This window comes from Amycolatopsis sp. lyj-346, assembly GCF_046548975.1.
Lineage (GTDB): Bacteria > Actinomycetota > Actinomycetes > Mycobacteriales > Pseudonocardiaceae > Amycolatopsis.
On record NZ_JAJPWT010000002.1, the window covers coordinates 340,343 to 360,716 of the forward strand.

Sequence of the window (20,374 nt, forward strand, 5' to 3'; positions counted from 1 at the left end):
CGCGCCGAACCCACGATCAACCGTGTGCGGCTTCGATCGCCGCGGTGAGGGTGTCGTCCACAGTGGACCACACCGGCATCCCCGGGCGGTTGATCCGGCACAGCAGGTGGACGTCGCGTTCGCGTGGGTAGCCGGGGTCCGCGCCGACGACGATGCGCCGTCCCTCCCCCAGTGCCTGCCCGAGCTCGAACAGCGCGATGGGCTGCGTGGTCTTCGCCGGGTCCGAGCGCGGGAACCAGAACAGGGTCAGCACGGCCAGCCGCAGGTGGTGCTGCTCCCAGCTGACCTGCTCGAACGCCGCGCCGGGGTCGTGGATCGGGAAGTCCGCCCGGTGCGGGTTGAACACGATCAGGGGCCGCGGCGCGCCCAGCAGCGTGCGCACCGCGTGCTCGTGCCACGGCTCGGCCACCGCGGTGATGCCACCGGCCAGGAACACCGACGGCGGGTCGCCGGGCCGGGGACGGTGGTAGGCAGGCGCCTCGACGTACCGGTCGGCTTCCACGCGCTCCCCCTCTGCTCTGGTGCTCCTGCGGTGCCACGCGCCGGCCAAGCCGGTGCCCTTGCTTCGAAGGCACCGGCCCGGACGGCGTGGCACCGTCAGCGCCGGGCCATCTGCACGCTCCAGTCGCCGAGGCCGTAGGGCGGGACCGTGACATCGACGTCGGCGTCGCCGACCGTCTTCCACGGCCCGACCGGACGCAGCCGGTAGCGCCCCACCGGGGCATCGGCGAAGGTCGCGTAGCCCGCGGCGTCGGTCCGGGCCAAGGCGACGACACGGCCGTTCTCGGTCAGCGCCACGGTCGTCTTCGCCAGGCCTTCGTCGCTGTCCGGCTGCCCGTTGCCGTTCTTGTCGATCCAGGCGCGGCCCTTGGCATCGGCCTTCCTGCCGGGCACCTTCGCCTCGGCGTAGGTGTACGGGCCGGAGCCGTAGGTCTTGCCGTCGTCGATGTAGCAACCGAGACCGGTGCGGCCGAAGTGGCCGGCCCGCTCCGGCACCTTCCCGGAGACCTTCAGCACGAGCCGCTCCCCCGGCGCGAGCTTGCCCGCCGGGTGGTACGGGTCGAAGGCACCCCACTGCTCGTGCGGCACTTCCAGCTCCCGCTCGAAACCGCCCGGGTCACAGCCGGCGTAGAGGTCGGTCAACGGCTCGGCACCGGTGTTCTGGAGAGTCACCGTCGCCGTACCGGTTTCCCCGACGGCGTAGCTCTGCTTGTCGAGGGTGATGGTCTCGGTCAGGACGTCGGTCAGCGGCCGGATCGTCGCGATCTCCAGTGCGGTGTTCGCACCGCTGCCGTCCAGCCGCAACGGCGGCGACGACGGCGGCGTCACCCAGCCCCCGGGCACCTTCTCGAAGTGCAGGTGGTAGCTCGACGACACCGGAAGCGCGTCGAACGCGAACAAGCCGGCGGCGTCGGTGACCGCGACTAGGTCGTGGGACATGCCGTTGGCGCTCAAGTGGGCCTCGGCGCCGGCGAGGTTCTCCTCGCCCGGGGACGGCTTGCCGTCGCGGTCGCGGTCGCCGTAGAGGTGCCCGGCGATGCGGTCGGTGGTCTCCTTCGGCAGCAAGGGCACGGTGACCAGCGTCGAGTTGTCGGAGTAGTCGGCCTCCGATTCCCCGTACGCGGTGAACTCCACGACCGGGTTGCCCTGGTCGAGAGTGCTGACACTGCCGCGCAGGTGGTAGGTCCGGCTCTCCCCCGGCTCGAAGCTCCCGCCCGGGCCCTGGAACTCCAGGTCACCCCAAGGCCCCGACGGGACGGAGAAGAACGGCCCGGACTGCGTGTAGGCGGCGCCGTGCACCCCGGCCGCCGTCGCGTCACCGATGTTGGTGACGGTCACCTCGACCGGAACGGCGTCCCCCGGCAGCCAGCGCCCCTGTTCGACGGTGGCCGCGATCTTGAGGTTCGGCCCGGTGTCCGCGGACGCGGGCGTCGCGAACGCAGCGCCGGTGATGGTGAGTGCCGCGGTCAGCGCGCAGGCAGCGCGTGCCGACCGGGCGAATCTACCCGTGGTCATGCAATTCCCCCTGTTCTGACGATCCTCTCCAACCTAGGACCGGCACCGGCGGCTCCGGCAGCTCGGAACATTCCGGGCCCCGGCGGAGGCAACCGGAAAGCCGGTTCAGGCGTTACCCACGAACCCCCGCAGTTGATCGCCGCGCCGGAAACCCATGAACGCCGGGACGATGACCTGCCCGGGCATACGAACCGGTCCGTACCACTGAACCCCCTTGCTAGCCTGGCGAAATGGACCAACCGAAGGCGAAGCGGTCGATCATGCCCCTGGCCGATCTGGCCACCCCGATGGCCGTGCGCGTGGCCGCGACGCTCGGACTGGCCGAACACGCCGGAACCGAAGGGGCGACAGCGGATCAGCTCGCGTCGCGGAGCGGAACGTCGGCGGCGGCCCTGCGTCGGCTGCTCGACCACCTGGTCGCCGTGGAGGTTTTCGAGCTGACCGCCGAAGACGGCCGCTACCGGCCGACGGAACTCGGCGCGCAACTGCGGAAAGACGCGCCCGAGGGCGCCAAACCACTGCTCGACATCACCTGCGCCGGGGGCCGGGCCGAACTCGCCTTCGTCGAGCTCCTCGACGTGATGACCGACGGCGCCCCGGCCTATCCGCGCCGGTACGGCCGCGATTTCTGGACCGACCTCGATGCCGAGCCGAAATTGCGGACTACGTTCGACGCCCAGATGAATTGGCGGTTCCGCGAACAGGCGCCGCTGATCGCCCGGAACTTCGACTGGAGCCGGTTCCCCGACATCGTCGACGTGGGTGGCGGTGACGGGCCGTTGCTCATCGAGATCCTGCGGGCCCACCCGGGCGTCCGCGGCCGGATCCTCGACCTGCCGCCGGCGGCCGCGGCCGCCGGCGGACGGCTGAAGGCCGCCGGGCTCGACGATCGGGCGAGCGCCGTGGCCGGCAGCTTCTTCGACCCGCTGCCCGCGGGAGCCGACGCGTACCTGCTCTCCGACATCCTGCACGACTGGGACGACGAGCACGCCCGCCGGATCCTGGCCGGCTGCCGCCGCGCCGCCGCGCCGGACGCCGCCATCGTGCTGATCGAGCCGGTCCGCGGACACGGGGCCGACACCGCGATCGACCTGTTCATGCTGATGTGCTTCGGCAGCAAGGAAAGAACCGTCGAGGAGCTGACCGAACTGGCCACCGGATGCGGCCTCGCCTTCCGCGGCGCGGCCCCGGTGACGACCGGCCGCTGGGCCCTGGAGTTCACGGTCGCAGCCGAGTCCTGACCCCTGGTCTCTGTGCGGTTTTTGAAGGAGAAGCCGGACACCGCGGATGTGGATCTTGTATTCGCCCACCGTATAGGTCGTTATACAGTTGAGGGGAGCTGCCCCTCGCTCGACGACTTTCCGGACACTTCGGGCAACGCCGTGGATGCCGGGCCGCGACGCTATACGGTGAGCTCCATGCACGTGACGCCTCCGCCGCCGCATGTCACTCGTCCGGTCGTCGAGCCTGTCTGGTGGCAGGTGTTCGGGCCCGGGTTCGCCGCCCTGGTCGGGTTGTTCATGCTGACCGTGGTCCACCGGTTCGACGGCAGGTCGGCCCTCCAGCTCGACCTCGGCTTGTCCGGCCAGAGCGTGCTGCTGATCGTGCTGCTCCCCTACCTGGTCGCGACGGCACTCGCCGTGCCCGTCGGACTCCTGCTCGGCGCCCGCTTTCCCACGGCCGTGACCGTCCCCGCGATCGGCTTCCTGTTCCTCGGCGTCCTGCTGACCGCCTTCACCCCGGGCAGCGGGCTCCTGCTGGCCGGGCGCGCCCTGTCCGGGCTGGGCACGGGCGCGGCCGCCGGTGCGGCCGTCGCGCTGATCCTGAAACTCCGCGCAGGACGCGGCGTCGTCGCGGGTGTGGCCGCCGCGTCCGGCGCGCTCGCCCTGCTGCTCGCGCCGGTCGTCGGCCGGCTGATCTCCGACGCGCTGGGGTTCCGGGTGAGCCAGTTGGCCGCGATCCCGTTCCTGCTCGTCGCGCTCATCGTCAGCGCGGTCCTCGGCCTCGTCAAGCTCACCGCGGCCAACCGCCGGGTTCCGCCCCACGGCGTGCCGTACCCGCCCGCCGGGTTCACCGGGGGCCCGTGATCGGGGGCTTCCCCACCAGCACAATGGCACTCAGTGCCAAAGACGTCAGGAAGCGGGCCGCTCACCGCCTTCGCCGAGCGCGGCCCGGACTTCGGCGAGGACTTGCTGCAGCGGAGTCGCCGTGGTCATCACGGCGACCACCGTGGCCACGTCGCCGCCCGCGGCGTCGGTCCGCGTCCGGAAGGCGTCGGCGACCAGCGCGAAGGCCTCGGCCGCGGCCGTCTTGATGTCACCCTTTCCGCCGCTGCGCAACCAGCGCCGGAGGACGTGGTTGTTGGCCGCGGCGATCGCCGCGGCGATGACGGCCGCCCGCAGGCTCGCCGCCTCGCCGCCCTGGTCCTCGAACCGCGCCTGCAGGTAACGCGCGAGGACGCGCTGGTACCGATCGACCGTCGCGACTTCCTTGTCACGCAGGGAAGGCACGGCACGGGTCAAGGCGAAGCGCTTGAGCGACACGTCGAGGTCGCCGGCGTAGGAATCCAGGACCAGCCCGACCGCGGCACACGCCACCTCGACCGGATCGCGCCCCGGGTCCGCGGCCGCGAACACCTCTTCCATCTCCGCCACGATTTCGTCGTGGTTGGCGAAGAGCACGTCGTCCTTGGTTTCGAAGTAGCGGAAGAACGTGCGGCGGCCGACGCCTGCCGCGGCCGCGATCTCGTCCACCGTCGTGGCCTCGTAGCCGTTCGCCGCGAACAGCTCCACGGCCGCGGCGGCGAGCGCGCGCCGCAGCCGCCGCCGGCCCGCGGGGGTCGCTCCGGCCCTGGTGGCGGGCACGCGGCGCGGTGCATCGGTCATGACGGGAACGTAGCAGTGGCTTGCTAGTGGCACTGAGTGCCGCTAGCCTGGCACCCGACCCCGAGCGGAAGGCGCCGACGATGTCGCTGGACCAGCACCTGCAGCCGACTGAGTCCTTCACGGCGCCGGACTCGCCCCGCGACCGGGCCGACGCCGTGTACCGGCAGCTCTTCGGCTGGTCGGTGCAGTGGCGCGGAAGCCGGCCGTTCCTGTCGCTCGAGAACGGCATCTGCGCCGCGACGCTGCCCAAGCTGAGCGCGGCGCCGGTGCTGGCGCGGCTCGCCGCCATCGGTTGCCCGGGTCCGGCCGTGGTCGTGTCGACGCCGCACGGACAGCGGGTCGCGGTCCTGGCGGAAACCGACGGGCTCATTCCCCCACCGTCGGCACTCCCCCTGGCCGTCGAGGTGCTCGCGTGGGGCGCCCTGCTCCCCCTGCCCCTCGATCCCCGACGCGGCGCACCGGGAATGGAGTGGCTCGTCGCGCCGGATCCCCGGCGGAGGTGGCTCCCGAGCCTGGACGCCGTGCTCGCCGCCCTCCACCAGCGGTAACCGCCGGAGGGTTCGGGGCGACCGTCTCACGGAGCGCGAAGGGATCCGCCCGCGAGCACCTGACGGCGAAACTCCGCGGGCGTCAACCCCAGCTCCCGCTTGAACACCTGCCCGAAGTGCGACGCGCCCCGAAAACCCCACCGCGCCCCGACGGCGGAGGCCGCAACGTGCGCGAGCGCCGGGTCGGCCAGGTCGAGCCGGCAGCGTTCCAGCCGGCGCTCGCGGATGCAGCGGGACACCGTGGTGCCGGTCCGCTCGAACAGGCCGTGCAGTGCCCGTGGCGAGAGGAAGTGCGCGGCCGCGATCCGGCCGGGGCCGAGGTCGGCATCGGCCAGGTGATCGTCGATGTGGGCGACGATCCGCTCGAGCAGTTCCTCGTGCGGGGGTCGCGCGGGGACGTGGGGCCCGAGTTCGCCGCGCAGCATCGTGCCGACGAGGGTCATCAGCGACCGGATGGTGGTGGGTCCGTGCGGGCCAAGCGCATCGAGGTTGCGGTTGACGCTGACCACCGTGCTCCACACGGTGTCGGTGAGACCCGGCGCGCAGGCGAACGGCGTCGCGGTGATCTCGGCCAGCGGATCGTCCGGCCGGGGCGTGATCGCGGTCTTGGGGAACCGGATGCAGGTGGAGCGGTAGCCGTCACCCACGGTCAAGGTCGCCGGTTTGCCCGAGTCGTACAAGGCGAACAGGCCCGGCTCGAGCCGGGCGACGCGGCCGTCCTGCGCGATGCGGATCTCGCCGGCGAGCTGCAGGGTGAGCACGTAGAACCCGGCGTCGGCGGGCCGGATCGTGCGGTGGTCGCGGTAGGCCGCGTGCCGTCCGGAGGCCATGTCGACGAAGCTGACGCCGTGCAGGTGCCGGTCGCGGACGCGGCCGGTGAACTCCTCCGGCCGGTCGCAGTCGAACTCGAAGCTCAGCACACTGCGCCGGACGGCGTCCGCCCACGACGTGAACGTGATCGGTCGCGGCGCCACGCCGGTGAACTGCGCCGGTAGCGCGGTGAATGACGTCATCGTCGCACTCCACGGTCGGTCAGCCCACGGTACCCAGCCGCTCCGCCGCGGACCAGTGCGCTGGTCCGACATCGCCGTGCGCTCTCGCGCCACCCACCGGCCCGCCGCGTTCCTACAGTTCGCCCCGGCGGACGTCCCAGTGCAGAGGAGCCATCCATGACCTACGTGCAAGGTTCGCACCACGTGACGCTTTCCGTGGCGGACGCCCAGGAAGACGTCGATTTCCACGTCAAGATCCTCGGCCTGCGCTTCATCAAGCGCACCGTCCTGTTCGACGGCTCCCTGCCGGTCTACCACCTGTACTACTCCAACGCCGCGGGCGACCCGTCGAGCGTCGTCACGACCTTCCCGTGGGCGCAGGCCGGGTTCTACGGCAAGCGCGGCACCAACCAGGCTCGCGAGGTCCTGCTGTCGGTCCCGGAGGACTCGCTGGGCTTCTGGCACGGCAGGCTGACCGGGCACGGCGTCGAGGTCGCCGACGTCGAGCGGTTCGGCAAGCGCCGGCTCGCGTTCCGGCACCCGTCGGGCATCGAGTACCTGTTCGTCGGCAACAGCGGTGACGACCGGGTCGGCCATCCCGGCCACGGCGTGCCGCAAGAACACGCGATCCACGGCATCCACGGCATCGGCGTGCACATGGCCACGCCCGACCGCATGGTCGAGTTCGCCGGCGAGTCGTTCTTCGCCCGGGACGACCTCGCCGAGGAGGGCGACGTCATCGGGCTGCAGATCGGCGACGCCAAGCACGGCAACCACCTCGAGATCACCGTCAACCGCACCGACGACCAGGGCACCTGGAGCTACGGCGCCGGCACCTACCACCACTTCGCGTGGAACGCCGCCACCCTGGAGAACCAGGACGCGCTGAAGTTCGCGATCGAAGGGCGCGGCTACACCGACATCTCCGAGCTCAAGGACCGCAAGTACTTCAAGAGCGTCTACGTCCGCACCCCGAGCGGCGCGCTGTTCGAGCTCGCCGTCACCCACGCCGACGGCGGCTGGACCTGCGACGAGTCACCGCACGAACTCGGCACCCGCTTCCAGCTGCCGGAACAGTTCGAACACCGCCGCGACGAAATCCTGGGCCTGCTGGAACCGATCGACCTCTGAAGGCGGCGCACATGAGCGCACCGCACGTGGCCGGCGGGCACGAGATCACCGTCCGGCGTGGACAGTTCTGGGTACCCGGCGAGCGGGTGCGCACGGAACACGGAACCGTGCAACGGGCGCCGTTGTTCGTGCAGTGGGAAGCGCCGCCGGGCGACACCGCGATCGAGCCGATGGGGCCGGCGTTCGCGCGGTTCCCCGGACTCGGCACGCTGACCTGGGGCCTCACCAGCGCGGCGATCACCTGCGACCCGCCGGCCCGCGACCCGGCCGAGGTCACCGGGCGGCGCATCCCGGCGCCGGCGGGCAAGCCGGTCGCGGTGGTGACCGGCGGGGCGTCGGCGTTCGCCGGGTTCGCCCCGCAGGTCGTCGAGTTCCTGGCCGGTGCCGGGGCGCACGCCCGGCCGCTGCACCTGCCGGACTTCGGCATCACCGGCAACGGGCACGGGCTGATCTTCGAGGCGAACTCGGACGAGACCGTGAAACCCGTCATCGACTGGATCCTGGCCACGCTGAGCACCCGAGGACGGACATCGTGAACCACCTGCACGTCAGCGCCGAATTCGACGCGGTCATGGCCCGGCTCGACGCGATCACGCCGGTCATCGAGGAGACCGCCGACCAGGGCGAGGTACTCGGCCGCGTGCCCGACGAGCCCGCCAAGGCCCTGCAGGGCACCGGCGCGTTCAAGATCGGCATCCCCCGCGAGCTCGGTGGCTACGAGTTCTCGCCACGCCAGGTGATCGACACGATCGCCAAACTGTCCTCCGCGGACGCTTCGGTCGGCTGGGCGTTCATGGCCGTGCAGATGGTCACCGGCACGACGGCCGCCTACCTCGGCCCCGAAGCCGCCGCGGACCTCTACCCGGACGCCGGCCACGGCGACCACGCGCTCATCGCCGGCCAGGGCACCAAACTCGGCACGGCCGTGCGGGCCGACGGCGGCTACCGCATCAGCGGGCACTGGCACTTCGCGTCCGGGATCTCGATGGCGACCCACATCCACACCGCCGCGCTCTGCGCGGAGACCGGCGAGGCGCTGGTCTTCACGCTGCCCAAGGAGCAGGCCACCGTGATCGACAACTGGGACGTGCTGGGCCTGCGGGCGACCAGCAGCCACGACTACGTGTGCGAGGACGTCTTCGTGCCGGAGAGCCACGTGTACGGCATCGCGACCACCGACGTCCGGCACGGCGGCGCCATCTACCGCATGGGGCTGGCGAACATGGCGGGCGTCTGCCACACCGGGTGGGCGCTCGGGGTCGGCCGCCGGCTGCTCGACGAGCTGAAACTGCTGGCGGCCGAGAAGACCGGCAGCCCGGGCGCGTCGGTGGACACGCAGCAGTTCTACGCCGAATACGCCCAGGCCGAGGCGAAACTGCGCGCGGCGCGGGCGTGGGCGACGGAGGTCTGGGCGGACAACGAGGCCACCCTGGACCGCGGCGAGCCCCTGAGCACCGGCCAGGAGACGCTGACGCGGCTGATGCTCAACAACACCACGTGGTCGGTGCACGCGGTGGGCCAGACCGTCTACAAGTGGGCGGCGACGGCGGCCTTGCGCCACGGTGTCCTCCAGCGGTTCTTCCGCGACCTGCACGCCGGCACCCAGCACATCACCTCCAGCCCGGTCGTGCTGCAGAACTGCGGCAAGCTGCTCAGCGGCCTGGCACCCGGTGCGCGGTGGGTGTTCCTCGACCTGCAGGAGACGCCGTGACCCCGGTCCTCGCCGAGTGGGGCGCTCCGGCGGACCGGGCCGCACTGGCCGTGCTCGCCGTGCACGGCCGCGGCCAGGACCCGGCCTTCATGCAGGCGACAGCTTCCCGGCTCGACACGGCGTCAGTGCGGTTCTTCGCGCCCGAAGCCGAGGGCAACACGTGGTACCCCCTGTCGTTCCTGGAACCGGTCGAGCGCAACCAGCCGGCGCTGGACCGGTCGGTGCGGGTGCTGGAAGCGTCCCTCGACCGGCTCGCCGGAGCCGGTTTCGACCGGGTGTGGGGCTTTTCGCAGGGCGCCTGCCTGCTGTCGCACCTGGTGCTGAGCGCCCCGCGGCCGGTGGCCGGACTCGTCCTGTTCACCGGCGGCTACCTCGGCACGGCGCCGCCGGTGCCGGCCGGACAGGGCCTGTGCGGAGTTCCCGTGGTGCTGCGGAGCATCGAGGACGACCCGTGGGGCCCCCGGCACCGGGTCGAAGAGACGGCCGCACTGTTGCGGCAGGCCGGAGCGGAGGTGGACCTGCGCATCGACCCGGGCACCGACCACATCATCACCGACGAAGCCTGCGCGACGGCCACCCGGCTGCTCAACGCGGCGGCCGTCGCCGAGGCGCCGTAGCCGCCGCTGAACTACCCGTCATTGTCCACTTCGGACGGTACGCCGCGCGGGCCGAGGAAGGCGATGACGTCCCGGCTGAACCGGCGGTCGGTCATCACCGTGTGGTGCCTGCGTCCCTCGTAGAGCTTCAGCCTGCCGTCACGCACACCTTCGGCCACCCTTCCGGCGAGCTCCGGCGGGTAGAAGGCGTCCCGCGTGCCGGCGATGACCAGGGTGGGTGCGGTGATCTCATCGAGCCGGTCCTCGATGGCGAACGCGTCCTCGGCCCGCAGCAGGGCCACCATTCCGCGGGGGTCCGCCGGGCGGGCGGCGGTCGCTCGCAGCACGCCGGCCAGCAGAGCACGGCCGGCACGCGCATCCGCGATCCCCGGCGCGAGCGCCGCGGCCGCCGCCCGGTACCGGCCGGCGGCCAGCAGGTCCGCGTACGCGTGCTGGATGCGCCGGCCGTCCGGTCCGAGTCTCGACCCGGCGGCACCGACCACGAGCCGGCGGACCAGTCCGGGGTGGTCGGCGGCGAACTGCTGGGCGAGGCAGCCCGCGGTCGAAACGCCGAGCACGTCCACCGGGCCGTCGAACCGTTCACGCAGCTCCTCGGCGTGGTGGGCGGCGAGCTCGGCCATGGTGACGCCGGGTTCGAGCCCGGGACGGCGGCCGACGACCAGCACGGTGAACCGCGCGGCCAAGGCCTTCAGGGAGCGCACCTCCGCCCAGCGTGCCGCGCCCGAGGGATTGGCCGAGTCCGGCAGCACCGTGCGGAACACGACGAGCGGGTCCCCCGTGCCGAATTCCCGATAGGCCGCGCCACCGGTGAAGACACCTTCGTGCACAGTCACTCCGTGGTCAGTCCGGTGGCGACGATGTCGATGAGCCGGTCGAGCACGCCGGGATAGCGGTCCTCACCGATGTCGTCGCGGTGCATCGGGAGGAGCAAGACCGCTTGGAGCACGCCGAGCAGCTCGTCGGTGCCGGCGTCGACCAGCTGCCCCTTGGCCCGGGCGGCGGCCAGGAACTCCGGCAGCGGCAGCACCTCCCGGGCCCGCGCCGCATCCGCCGGCCCGACGCGCCCGGCCACGGCCCGCATCTCCTCCGGATGCGTGATCAGCCGGTGGTAGAGCGGGTCGTCCTCCAGGATCTGCACGGTGGCCCGCAGGAAACCGCGCAGCGCCGCCCGGGTGTCTTCGGCCTGTTCCAGCACCGCGGACAACCGGCTGTGCAGCCGGGGCGCCTGACGCAGCATCAGCTCCAGGTACAGCGCCTCCTTGGAGGCGAAGAAGGCGTAGAAGCTGCTCTTGGCGATCCCCACCGGGGCGGCCAGGTCGTCGAGGGCGGTCTTGCGCAGGCCCTGGGTGGTGAACAGCCGGTATCCCGTCTCCAGGAGCCCTTCGGTGATCCGGGCGCGCTCCCCGGCCGTGAACGCGGGTGGCAAGCCGCCTCCTGAAACTCTGCGAACAGATCGTTCATTCGTTCACAGGCTACCCGCGGAGCACGAATTTGTCACCGCGTCAAACCGTCGTGACCTTGCTCTTGTCGTAGAACTTCACTTCCCCGGTGGCCGGAAAATGGACGCCGACACAGTAGACGTGCGCGTTGCCGGAGCCGAAGCTTTTGCCTTCGTCGACAACCAGACCGATGTCTTCACGGTCGAGGACCTTCACTTGCCGCGGCTCCGGTTGTTCTTCGTTCGCGTACTGCATCTCGACTCCTGTTCGAAGAGGCTGTGGCGGGCGGTAGGACACTACGTGATCCGGCGCTGATGCGGACGGCTCAGCTGATGAACCCGGCCGACTTGAGCCAGTCGCGGGCCACGACGCCGGGCTTCCGGCCGTCCACGCTGACCTTCTTGTTCAGGTCCGTGAGCGTGGCCGTGTCGAGCTTCGCGGCGATCGGGGTGAACACCTGCTCCAGCTGCGGGTACTTCTGCGCGACGCCGGTGGCGATCGCGATGGCGGGGTTGTACGTCGGGAAGAAGTGCTTGTCGTCCTCCAGCACGGTCAGGTTCTGCCCCGCCACGCGCCCGTCGGTGGAGGCGACCGACCCGAAGCCGCAGGTGTCCCCCTTGCCGACGCCGGCGTAGACGACGGCGTCGTTGAGCAGGTGCACCTGCGGTGCGGGCAAGGTGAACCCGTAGGCCTTCTCCAGGCCGGGGAACCCGTCGTCGCGGCTCTTGAACTCCGGGCCCATGCACGTCGAGGCCGCGGCCGGGTCCCGCTTCACCAGGGCCGCGTAGTCCGAGATCGTCTTGACCCCGGTGCGGGCGATCGCCGCCGCGTTGCCGGCGAGGGCGTAGGTGTCGTTGGCCGGCGACCGGGCCCACCAGGTCACCCCGTTGGCGGCGTCGGCCTGTTTGACCGCGTCGTACTGCGCCTGCGCGTCGGCGATCGGCTCGGTCCGCTTGAGGTAGCTGATCCAGGCGGTGCCGGTGTACTCCCAGTACAGGTCGACCGCGCCGCTGGTGAGCGCCTGCCGGACGTTGCTCGAGCCGGTGATGTTGGTCTTGTCCTGCGGGCTCGCCCCGGCCGCCTGCAGCGCGACCAGTGCGATCTGGCCGAGCAGCAGCTGCTCGTCGAACTCCTTGGAGCTGACGCGGATCTGCGCGCCGGCCAGCGCGTCGATCTTCTCGATGGAGCCCGCCCCCACCTCGGAGCCGGTCTGGTCCTTGCCGATCGTGCAACCGGCCGCGAGCGCCGCGGCGAGCACGACGGCCGCGACCGTCGCGCGCTGGGAGATCCTCATGGATCGGTCCTCCTCGAATCGTGGGAGAGCTACCTACCGCGCGGGTGCAGGACCTCCTCGGCGACCAGGCCCAGCCAGTCGGCGAAGAGCGCCAGAGCGGCGACGACGATGCCGAAGGTCAGGCTGAGGATCGGGCGGTACAGGCCGATCCCGGCGACGAGCCCGCCGCCGAGGCCGCCGCCGTCGATGAAGGTCGCCAGCGTCGCGCTCGCGACGGTGAGCACGAGCGCCGTCCGGACGCCGGCGAGGATCACCGGGACGGCCAGCGGCAGCTCGATCCGCCACAGGATCGCCGTCTTCGTCATGCCCATCCCCCGCGCGGCGTCGACGAGCGTCGGGTCGACGCCGTCGAGGCCGACGATCGTGTTGCGCAGCACCGGCAAGGTCGCGTAGACGACCAGCGCCGTCACCGCCGTCGCGGTGCCCGTGCCGATCCAGAGCGCGAGCAGCACGACGAGCCCGATCGACGGGATCGCCTGGCCGAGGTTGCCCAGGCCCAGGCCGATCGGCCGGACCCACCGGGCGCCGGGGCGGGTGAGCAGGACGCCCAGCGGGAGGGCGACGGCGAGGGTGCACACCGTCGAGATGAGCGTGAGCCGCACGTGCGCGCCCAGCTCGGCGAAGATCTCGCCGGCGTTGAGGTAGCGCTGTTCGATCGAGTCGAGCGGCTGCGCGCGCACGAGCAGGAAGAGCGCCAGCAGGGCGAGGGTGAGCAGCACCGGGCGCACCAGCAGCCCGAGCCGGCGCCGTCGGTGCCGCGGGGGCGGCCCGGTGTCCCGGCCGGGTGCGGCCCCGGCGTCCGGGACCGCGGGCGGCGGTGCCCCGCCGGCTGCCTGCAGCGCCGCGACGAGGCCGGACACGTCGCACTCCCCCAGCGCGCGCCCCGTGCCGTCCTCGGTCACCACGACCGCGGTGCTGCCGGTGCGCACCATCGTGTCCAGTGCGTCCAGCAGGGTGGCCTCGCGCGAGATCGTGGGCCGCCCGCCGGCCCCGGCCACCGGCCGGAGTTCCAGGTCCGCCAACCGGATCAGCCCGAGCCGCTTCAGGTTCCGCTTCGAACCGGCGAAGGCCGCGACGTAGTCGTCGGCCGGCGCGGCGAGGATCGCCTGGGGCGTGTCGTACTGCGCGATGCGCGAGCGTGGCCGCAGCACGGCGATCCGGTCGCCGACCTTGAGCGCTTCGTCGAAGTCGTGCGTGACGAACACGATCGTCTTGCGCACCTTCCGCTGCAGGCGCAGGAACTCGTCCTGCAGCCGGGCGCGCGTGATCGGATCGGTGGAGCCGAACGGTTCGTCCATCAGCATGACCGGCGGGTCCGCGGCCATCGCCCGCGCCACGCCGACGCGCTGCTGCTGGCCCCCGGAAAGCTCACGCGGGTACCGGCTGCCGTGTTCGCGGGTCAGGCCGACGACGTCGAGCAGCTCCCGCACGCGGGAGGCGATGCGGCGGCGGGTCCAGCCGAGCACCCGCGGCACCACCCCGATGTTCGCGTCCACCCGCAGGTGCGGGAAGAGCCCGACCTGCTGGATGACGTACCCGGTGTGCCGCCGGTGTTCGTCGAGGTCCAGTGCGGACACGTCGGTTCCGCCGATCGTGACGACGCCCGAGGTGGGCTCGACGAGCCGGTTGATCATCCGCATGGTGGTCGTCTTGCCGCACCCCGACGGGCCGGTCAGCACGACGATCTCCCCCGCGGGGATCCGCATCGTCAGGTGTTCGACCGCGGGCACCGCCTGTCCGGGGTAGTGCTTGCCGAGGTCCCGCAGCTCGATCGTCTCGCCGCCGGCTCCGGCCGCTTCCCCCGGCGTCTCCGGGACCGCCTCCCGGCGGGTGCGCGGACGTCGCCGGGCGGTCAGCTTGCCGACGACCACGAAGGCCAGGTCGAACAGCAGCGCCAGCACCACGATCCCCAGCGTTCCGGTCAGCACCTGGTTCAGCGAGTTGACCGAACCGAACCGGCCGAGGCCGTCGAAGATCTCGTTGCCCAGCCCCGGGCCCTTGACGTACGCGCCGATGGCCGCGATGCCGATCGTGAGCTGCGTCGAGACCCGGATCCCGGAGAGGATCACCGGCCAGGCCAGCGGCATCCGCACGCGCCACAGCAGCCGCACGCGCCCGAGACCCATGCCGCGCGCGGCGTCCACCACGGCCGGATCGACGCCGCGCAACCCGACGATCGTGTTGCGCGTGATCGGCAGGAGAGCGTAGAGCACCAGCGCGAACAGGACGTTCGTCAGCCCCAGCCCGAACGGGCCGATCAGGATGCCCAGCAGCGCGATCGACGGGACGGTCAGGAACGCCGCGGTCGTCGTGGTCGCCACCGACCCGAGCCACCGCCGCCGGTAGGTGAGCACGCCGATCGTCATCCCGGTCAGCACGGCCAGCGCCACCGCCGCAAGGGTGAGATCCACGTGCAGGATCGCGTCGTTGACGACGTCGATCCAGTTGTCGCGGAGGTACTCCGACAGGCTCAGTGGCGCACTCCTCGACATCGCGGGAGGCGGAACAGACCGGCCACCCCCGGGTCCGGCTGGGCCCCAAGCCCAGCACGTCCGCGGGGTTCCTGTCCACCGCCGGCCGGACGAGGGCGGCGCGACCAAGGTGATCACCAAGAGCGTCGACGAGGCCGGCGGCATCCCGAGCGCGAAGGTCAACGCCGACGGGATCCGGTGCGCGCAGCCGGGTCTGTCGCCCCTGCTGGACGCAGTGGATCCGTTGTCCGCCATCGTTTCCGGGTTCGCCCGCGGTACGCTCGACGTGCCGTTCGGCGCGAGCGTGCACGCGAAGTCGGCGGTCGTGCCCGGCCGCGACGCCCGGGGCGCGATCCGGTACCGCGAGCCCTTCTCCCCGCCGTGCGCCGGCACAACGACGGCCGCGCCGCGACCCCGACCGGGAGGAGCTGATCATGCTGGGTGTGCTCGGCGGCATGGGTCCCGCCGCCACCGTCGATTTCCTGGACAAGCTCGTCCGGGCGACCGAGGCCGGCCGGGACCAGGACCACGTGCCCGTGGTCGTCTGGAGCGACCCGAGGGTGCCCGACCGCACCGACGCGCTGTGCCACGGCGGGCCCGACCCGACCCCGGCGCTGATCACCGGCGCGACCGCGTTGCTGGCGATGGGCGCCTCGGTGCTGGTGGCCATCTGCAACACCGCGCACCTGTTCCTGCCCGAGGTCGCCGCGGTCACCGGGGCCCGCTTCCACAGCATGATCGACGCGACGGTGGCCGAGGTGACCGGGCTGCTGCCGCCGGGGGTGCCCGTCGGCCTGCTCGCCGGCACCGCGGCAGTGCGGAGCGACCTCTACGCCGCTCCGTTCGCCCGCGCCGGGCGGCCGTTGCTGGTCCCGGCACCGCCGGACCAGGAAGAAGTGATGGCCGTGATCCGGGCCGTCAAAGCGGGTGACGTGTCGGAGCGGACCGCCGGGCGCCTGCGCGCCGTCACCACCGAACTCCGCGCGGCCGGTGCGGGCGCGGTGATCGCCGGCTGCACGGAGCTGCCCCTCGTCTTCGACGGCGACCCGCGTCCCGTGCTGCCGGTGATCGATCCGACGGCGGTGCTCGCCGCCTCCGCCGCACAGCTGTTCCGCCCGGTCCGCCTCGCCGTCACCTGACCGGTCCCACCCGCGGACGACGTCGCGCGGCTGTGCTCGTCGTCCCGCGAGGGCAGTCGTTCGCTGCTAGGATTCAAGAGGTTGCCGAGCGTGATTTCGAGGAGACACCGTGGTGGGTGACGACGACATCTCCGGGTGAGATCGGAGATCCGGCCGCAGCTTGCCCTGCTGACGCGGGTGCTGCGGCGATGTCGTATTGCCCTTTTCGGCCCTGCGGGGTTGCGCCTTCGACCATGGATGCGAGTGTCTCCTGCCATGTCCGACGCTTCTGTCGTCTGCACTGATCTGTCCTTCTCCTGGCCCGATGACGTTCCGGTCTTCCGGGACCTCTCCTTCACCGCCGGTAGCGGCCGCACCGGGGTCGTGGGGCCGAACGGTGCGGGAAAGTCCACCTTGTTCCGGCTGATCGCCGGGGAACTCACGCCCACCGGCGGATCGGTCGTCGTCCAGGGGACGCTGGGGTACCTGCCGCAGAACCTCACCTTCGCCGAGGACATGAGTGTGCTCGACGTGCTCGGCATCGCGCCGGTGGTCGCCGCGCTCGATGCCATTGCCGGCGGGGACGCGGCCGAGGAGCACTTCGGCGTCATCGGGACCGACTGGGACATCGAGGAACGCACCCGCGCGCAGCTCGACCGCCTCGGGCTCGGGGACGTCCCGTTCGACCGGCGGCTGCGCACCCTCAGCGGCGGTCAGGTGACCTTCCTCGGCATCGCGGCCCAGCTCATCAGGAATCCCGACGTGCTGCTGCTCGACGAGCCGTCGAACAACCTCGACGCCGGCGCCCGGCGCAAGCTCTACGCCGTCCTCGACGACTGGCCGGGTGCGTTGCTCGTGATCAGCCACGACCGGGCGCTGCTGGACCGCGTGGACCGGATCGCCGAACTGGACGGCAGTGCGGTGACCTTGTACGGCGGTGGCTACACCGACTACGAGAACGAGGTCGCCGCCGAGCGCGAAGTCGCCGAGAAGAACATCCGCACCGCCGAACAACAGGTCAAGCGCGAGAAGCGGGAAATGCAGCAGGCCCGGGAACGAGCCGCGCGGCGCGCGAGCGCCGGCGCGCGCAACGCCCGCAGCGGCAGCATCCCGAAGATGGCGGCGGGCACCTTGAAGCGGCGTGCCCAGGAGTCGGCGGGCAAGGCCGGTGACACCCACGGCAAGCGCCTCGCGGAAGCCAAGTCCCGCCTCGACGCGGCGGAACGCTCGCTGCGGGACGACAAGCGCATCTCGCTGCAGTTGCCGGAGACCCGGGTCCCCGCGGGCCGCACGGTCTTCCTCGGCGAGCACATCAAGGTCCGCTACGGCGACCTGGACCTGTTCGCGGGCGACGGGGTGGACCTCGCCATCCGCGGACCGGAGCGGATCGCCTTGACCGGCCGCAACGGCGCCGGCAAGTCGACCCTCGCCAAGGTCGTCACCGGCGACCTCGTTCCGGACTCGGGTGCGGTCAAGCGCGTCGACGGCCGCATCGCCCACCTTTCCCAGCGCCTCGACCTCCTCGACGTCGAGCGCACCGTCGCCGAGAACCTGGCCGCGGCCGCCCCGGCCAAACCCGCCGCGGACCGCATGAACCTGCTCGCCCGCTTCCTGTTCCGCGGCGATCACGCTCATCTCCCGGTCGGTGCCCTCTCCGGCGGCGAACGCCTCCGCGCCACCCTGGCCTGCGTGCTGGGTGCGGAACCGGCGCCCCAGTTGCTGCTGCTGGACGAGCCGACGAACAACCTGGACCTGGACAGCGTCGAACAGCTGGAGGGCGCCCTGGAGTCCTACGAAGGAGCGTTCGTGGTCATCAGTCACGACGAGCGCTTCCTCAAGGAGATCGGCGTCCAGCGTTGGCTCCAGCTCGCCGACGGTGTCCTCACCGAGACCGGCGCGCCCGAGGAGGCCTGACGATGCCGGACAAGGACGTGCTCGCCGCCGATCGTCGTTCAGCCCACTTCGCGGCCGAGGGAGTTCAGTGCACCCTCGGCGACCGGGTGGTGCTGCGGAACATCTCCCTCACCGTGGCCGGCGGCGAGCGGATCGGCCTGATCGGCGAGAACGGCCGGGGCAAGTCGACGCTGCTCCGGGTGCTGGCGGGAGACCTGCCGGCGGAGCGCGGTGAGGTGCTGCGGGCGGTGCCGGGACGGCTGGGGTTCCTCCCGCAGCAGCCGGACTTCCCGGCGGGCACGACAGTCGCCGACGTGGTGGCCGAAGCCCGCTCGGCGGTCGCGGAGCTGGCCGCGCAGCTGCACGCGCTCGAAGGGGCGATGACGGGCGACGTGGCGGATCTGCCCGCCTTGCTGGCCGAGTACGGCGATCTCCAGGAGGAGTTCACCCGCCTGGGCGGCTGGGAAGCCGAAGCCCGCTCCGGTGAGGCGCTGGACGTCTTCGGGCTGGGTTCCGTCGACCGCGAGCGGCCGACGTCCACGCTGTCCGGTGGCGAGCGGGCCCGGCTGGCGCTCGCCGCGCTGGTGTTGCGGGAGCCGGCGGGACTGTTGCTCGACGAGCCCACGAACCACCTGGACGATCGCGCGGTGGACTGGCTCGTGCGGTGGTTGTCGGAGTACACCGGGCCCTGCTTGATCGCGTCGCACGACCGCGTACTGCTCGACGCGGCGGCCACGGTGATCGTGGACCTCGACGGGCCACGCGGCGAGGCGGTGCGCTACGGCGGGAACTACCGCGACTACCTCGACGAACAAGCCCGCGCCCGTGCCCGGTGGGAGCAGCGGTACCGCGAGTGGGCGGGCGAAGTCGGCCAAGCCCGGGCCCGGCTGGACGGTGCGGGCAAGAGCGCCGCCGGGCGGGGCCCCCGGGACAACAACAAGCTGGCCTACAACGCCGCGGGCAGCGCGGCCGAGGCGGCCGCGGCACGGGCGACCCGGGCGGCGCACCGGCAGCTGGCGGTGCTGCTGGAGAACCGGATCCCGCGGCCGCCGGAGCCCCTGCGGTTCACCGCCGTCACCGCGGACGAGACGGCCGAGGCGGGCCGGGAGGTGCTGCTGTCCGCGGAGGACGTCGTGGTCGGGAACGTCCTCCGCGGGGTGGATCTGCAGCTCTCGGCCGGCGAGCGCCTGGTGGTCGCCGGTCCCAACGGGAGCGGGAAGTCGACGTTGCTGCGGACGCTGGCCGGGATCGTGCCGCCCGATCGCGGGAAGGTGGTCCGGACTCCCGGTGCCCGCATCGGTTACCTGCCCCAGGAAGTGGACTTCGGCGCGGACGGCCGGAGCCTGCTGGACGCCTTCGCCGCCCGGCGGGAGACCTACCGGGAGGACGCGGCCGCGGAACTGGTGCGGTTCGGGTTGTTCCGGCGCCGGGACTTCGAGGTGCCGGTCAACCGGTTGTCCGTGGGCCAGCAGCGGCGCCTGTCACTCGCCTTGCTGTTCGCCGTCGGCCCGGACGTCCTGCTCCTGGACGAGCCCACCAACCACCTGAGCCTGCTGCTGGTGGAGCAGCTGGAGCAGGCCGTCGCCGAGTTTCCCGGGCCCGTGGTGCTGGTGACGCACGACCGCACGGTGCGGGAGCGGTACGAGCCGCGGGTGCGGGTGCTGGCGGACGGGCGGCTGGCCCCCTCCGGCTACCGGATGTAGCGGCCGTCCAGGTACTTCTTGGCCAGTTCCAGGTAGCGGGGATCTTCGGAGTTCCGGATCAGCTCGAAGAAGAACATCTCCCGCGTGATGAGCTGGGCTCCTTCCGCGGCGAGCCGGTCCAGGCCCGCGTCGTGGTCGGACCGGTTCCGCGCCGAACAGGTGTCCCGCAGGACGAACACCGACTTCCCGCGCTCCAGGAGGCCCAGCGCCGACTGGAGGATGGCCACGTGCGTCTCGGCTCCCGCCACGACGTACTGTTCGCGCTCCTCCGCGGTCACGTGCTCCTCGACGGGCGGCTCCCGGAGGAAGTCGAAGTGCTCCTTTTCGAGGCGCGGCGCGTCCGGTGCCGCGTCCACAAGGGACAGTGCCAGGCCGCCGAGCTTCTTGTGCTCGGTCAGGGTCAGCGGGAGCGCGAACTCGCGGGACACCTCCGCCAGCCAGCAGCAGTCGTGCAGCAGCTGCGTGCCGTGCACCAGGAGCGGGATCAGTTCGAGCTGCATGTCGAAGATGACGACGGCCGTCTTGTGCTTTTCCACCAGCATATTTCGGATCCGAT

General features: G+C 71.8%; 20 protein-coding genes. 10 read left to right on the forward strand and 10 right to left on the reverse strand.

Going from position 1 to position 20,374, the window contains the following annotated elements:
- Positions 1 to 16: 16 nt before the first annotated feature.
- Both ACLJQE_RS07970 and ACLJQE_RS07975 read right to left on the reverse strand, forming a co-directional pair.
- Entirely contained in the window at positions 17 to 502 is a 486-nt protein-coding gene (locus ACLJQE_RS07970; protein WP_410638458.1) for a nucleoside 2-deoxyribosyltransferase domain-containing protein, read from the reverse strand.
- 95 nt (positions 503 to 597) lie between these two features.
- A complete protein-coding gene (locus tag ACLJQE_RS07975; protein WP_410638460.1) occupies positions 598 to 2,016 on the reverse strand; it encodes a hypothetical protein in 1,419 nt (472 codons plus the stop codon).
- A gap of 230 nt (positions 2,017 to 2,246) precedes the next feature.
- On the opposite strand from ACLJQE_RS07975, the gene ACLJQE_RS07980 reads away from it, so the two are divergent.
- Positions 2,247 to 3,257 (forward strand): methyltransferase, encoded by a 1,011-nt coding sequence (locus ACLJQE_RS07980; protein ID WP_410638462.1) that lies wholly within the window; start codon positions 2,247 to 2,249, stop codon positions 3,255 to 3,257.
- A gap of 177 nt (positions 3,258 to 3,434) precedes the next feature.
- Entirely contained in the window at positions 3,435 to 4,103 is a 669-nt protein-coding gene (locus ACLJQE_RS07985; RefSeq protein WP_410638463.1) for an MFS transporter, read from the forward strand.
- Between the two features lie 45 nt (positions 4,104 to 4,148).
- Here the strand turns inward: ACLJQE_RS07985 and ACLJQE_RS07990 are convergent, their stop codons facing one another.
- The gene (locus ACLJQE_RS07990; protein ID WP_410638464.1) at positions 4,149 to 4,901 is read right to left on the reverse strand and encodes a TetR family transcriptional regulator; all 753 of its coding nucleotides are present in this window, start codon (positions 4,899 to 4,901) and stop codon (positions 4,149 to 4,151) included.
- A gap of 80 nt (positions 4,902 to 4,981) precedes the next feature.
- Between ACLJQE_RS07990 and ACLJQE_RS07995 the strand changes: the two genes are divergently transcribed.
- The gene (locus tag ACLJQE_RS07995) at positions 4,982 to 5,449 is read left to right on the forward strand and encodes a glycogen operon protein GlgX (RefSeq protein ID WP_410638465.1); all 468 of its coding nucleotides are present in this window, start codon (positions 4,982 to 4,984) and stop codon (positions 5,447 to 5,449) included.
- 26 nt (positions 5,450 to 5,475) lie between these two features.
- On the opposite strand, the gene ACLJQE_RS08000 is transcribed toward ACLJQE_RS07995, so the two are convergent.
- On the reverse strand, positions 5,476 to 6,462 hold the full coding sequence (locus ACLJQE_RS08000) for a helix-turn-helix domain-containing protein (protein WP_410638466.1): 987 nt from the start codon (positions 6,460 to 6,462) through the stop codon (positions 5,476 to 5,478).
- Between the two features lie 156 nt (positions 6,463 to 6,618).
- Here ACLJQE_RS08000 and ACLJQE_RS08005 point away from each other — a divergent pair, with 156 nt between their 5' ends.
- The 4 genes from ACLJQE_RS08005 to ACLJQE_RS08020 are packed head-to-tail and all read left to right on the forward strand — an operon-like array spanning position 6,619 to position 9,900.
- Positions 6,619 to 7,572, forward strand: a complete 954-nt coding sequence (locus tag ACLJQE_RS08005; protein WP_410638467.1) for a ring-cleaving dioxygenase — start codon at positions 6,619 to 6,621, stop codon at positions 7,570 to 7,572.
- Between the two features lie 11 nt (positions 7,573 to 7,583).
- On the forward strand, positions 7,584 to 8,108 hold the full coding sequence (locus ACLJQE_RS08010) for a hypothetical protein (RefSeq protein WP_410638469.1): 525 nt from the start codon (positions 7,584 to 7,586) through the stop codon (positions 8,106 to 8,108).
- Entirely contained in the window at positions 8,105 to 9,283 is a 1,179-nt protein-coding gene (locus ACLJQE_RS08015) for an acyl-CoA dehydrogenase (RefSeq protein WP_410638470.1), read from the forward strand. Before ACLJQE_RS08010 ends, ACLJQE_RS08015 begins: the two co-directional genes overlap by 4 nt.
- Positions 9,280 to 9,900: an alpha/beta hydrolase gene (locus ACLJQE_RS08020; RefSeq protein WP_410638471.1), complete on the forward strand. Its 621-nt coding sequence runs from the start codon at positions 9,280 to 9,282 to the stop codon at positions 9,898 to 9,900. The genes ACLJQE_RS08015 and ACLJQE_RS08020 overlap by 4 nt, the downstream gene beginning before the upstream one ends.
- Positions 9,901 to 9,911: 11 nt before the next feature.
- Here ACLJQE_RS08020 and ACLJQE_RS08025 read toward each other — a convergent pair whose 3' ends face one another.
- From ACLJQE_RS08025 to ACLJQE_RS08045, 5 genes are all read right to left on the reverse strand, one after another.
- On the reverse strand, positions 9,912 to 10,727 hold the full coding sequence (locus ACLJQE_RS08025) for an alpha/beta fold hydrolase (RefSeq protein ID WP_410638472.1): 816 nt from the start codon (positions 10,725 to 10,727) through the stop codon (positions 9,912 to 9,914).
- 2 nt (positions 10,728 to 10,729) lie between these two features.
- Entirely contained in the window at positions 10,730 to 11,326 is a 597-nt protein-coding gene (locus tag ACLJQE_RS08030) for a TetR/AcrR family transcriptional regulator (protein ID WP_410638473.1), read from the reverse strand.
- Between the two features lie 76 nt (positions 11,327 to 11,402).
- Positions 11,403 to 11,594 (reverse strand): hypothetical protein, encoded by a 192-nt coding sequence (locus ACLJQE_RS08035; protein ID WP_410638474.1) that lies wholly within the window; start codon positions 11,592 to 11,594, stop codon positions 11,403 to 11,405.
- A gap of 70 nt (positions 11,595 to 11,664) precedes the next feature.
- Entirely contained in the window at positions 11,665 to 12,633 is a 969-nt protein-coding gene (locus ACLJQE_RS08040; protein ID WP_410638476.1) for a glycine betaine ABC transporter substrate-binding protein, read from the reverse strand.
- Positions 12,634 to 12,662: 29 nt separating this feature from the next.
- A complete protein-coding gene (locus ACLJQE_RS08045) occupies positions 12,663 to 15,125 on the reverse strand; it encodes an ABC transporter permease subunit (protein WP_410638478.1) in 2,463 nt (820 codons plus the stop codon).
- Between the two features lie 413 nt (positions 15,126 to 15,538).
- Here ACLJQE_RS08045 and ACLJQE_RS08050 point away from each other — a divergent pair, with 413 nt between their 5' ends.
- From ACLJQE_RS08050 to ACLJQE_RS08060, 3 genes are all read left to right on the forward strand, one after another.
- Positions 15,539 to 16,243: an aspartate/glutamate racemase family protein gene (locus ACLJQE_RS08050; protein WP_410638480.1), complete on the forward strand. Its 705-nt coding sequence runs from the start codon at positions 15,539 to 15,541 to the stop codon at positions 16,241 to 16,243.
- Positions 16,244 to 16,498: 255 nt separating this feature from the next.
- Positions 16,499 to 18,136, forward strand: a complete 1,638-nt coding sequence (locus ACLJQE_RS08055; RefSeq protein WP_410638482.1) for an ABC-F family ATP-binding cassette domain-containing protein — start codon at positions 16,499 to 16,501, stop codon at positions 18,134 to 18,136.
- Between the two features lie 2 nt (positions 18,137 to 18,138).
- Positions 18,139 to 19,818, forward strand: a complete 1,680-nt coding sequence (locus ACLJQE_RS08060) for an ABC-F family ATP-binding cassette domain-containing protein (protein WP_410638484.1) — start codon at positions 18,139 to 18,141, stop codon at positions 19,816 to 19,818.
- On the opposite strand, the gene ACLJQE_RS08065 is transcribed toward ACLJQE_RS08060, so the two are convergent.
- Entirely contained in the window at positions 19,806 to 20,360 is a 555-nt protein-coding gene (locus tag ACLJQE_RS08065) for an isochorismatase family protein (protein WP_410638485.1), read from the reverse strand. The two genes, ACLJQE_RS08060 and ACLJQE_RS08065, sit on opposite strands and share 13 nt — an antisense overlap.
- Positions 20,361 to 20,374 lie beyond the last annotated feature (14 nt).

Coding starts and splice junctions, on each gene's coding strand:
- ACLJQE_RS08060 (WP_410638484.1), top strand. CDS start 18,139: ATGCCGGACAAGGACGTGCTCGCCGCCGATCGTCGTTCAGCCCACTTC.
- ACLJQE_RS08040 (WP_410638476.1), bottom strand. CDS start 12,633: ATGAGGATCTCCCAGCGCGCGACGGTCGCGGCCGTCGTGCTCGCCGCG.
- ACLJQE_RS08035 (WP_410638474.1), bottom strand. CDS start 11,594: ATGCAGTACGCGAACGAAGAACAACCGGAGCCGCGGCAAGTGAAGGTC.
- ACLJQE_RS07995 (WP_410638465.1), top strand. CDS start 4,982: ATGTCGCTGGACCAGCACCTGCAGCCGACTGAGTCCTTCACGGCGCCG.
- ACLJQE_RS08005 (WP_410638467.1), top strand. CDS start 6,619: ATGACCTACGTGCAAGGTTCGCACCACGTGACGCTTTCCGTGGCGGAC.
- ACLJQE_RS08010 (WP_410638469.1), top strand. CDS start 7,584: ATGAGCGCACCGCACGTGGCCGGCGGGCACGAGATCACCGTCCGGCGT.
- ACLJQE_RS07975 (WP_410638460.1), bottom strand. CDS start 2,016: ATGACCACGGGTAGATTCGCCCGGTCGGCACGCGCTGCCTGCGCGCTG.
- ACLJQE_RS08050 (WP_410638480.1), top strand. CDS start 15,539: ATGCTGGGTGTGCTCGGCGGCATGGGTCCCGCCGCCACCGTCGATTTC.
- ACLJQE_RS08065 (WP_410638485.1), bottom strand. CDS start 20,360: ATGCTGGTGGAAAAGCACAAGACGGCCGTCGTCATCTTCGACATGCAG.
- ACLJQE_RS07990 (WP_410638464.1), bottom strand. CDS start 4,901: ATGACCGATGCACCGCGCCGCGTGCCCGCCACCAGGGCCGGAGCGACC.
- ACLJQE_RS08055 (WP_410638482.1), top strand. CDS start 16,499: ATGTCCGACGCTTCTGTCGTCTGCACTGATCTGTCCTTCTCCTGGCCC.
- ACLJQE_RS08045 (WP_410638478.1), bottom strand. CDS start 15,125: ATGTCGAGGAGTGCGCCACTGAGCCTGTCGGAGTACCTCCGCGACAAC.
- ACLJQE_RS07980 (WP_410638462.1), top strand. CDS start 2,247: ATGGACCAACCGAAGGCGAAGCGGTCGATCATGCCCCTGGCCGATCTG.
- ACLJQE_RS07985 (WP_410638463.1), top strand. CDS start 3,435: ATGCACGTGACGCCTCCGCCGCCGCATGTCACTCGTCCGGTCGTCGAG.
- ACLJQE_RS08000 (WP_410638466.1), bottom strand. CDS start 6,462: ATGACGTCATTCACCGCGCTACCGGCGCAGTTCACCGGCGTGGCGCCG.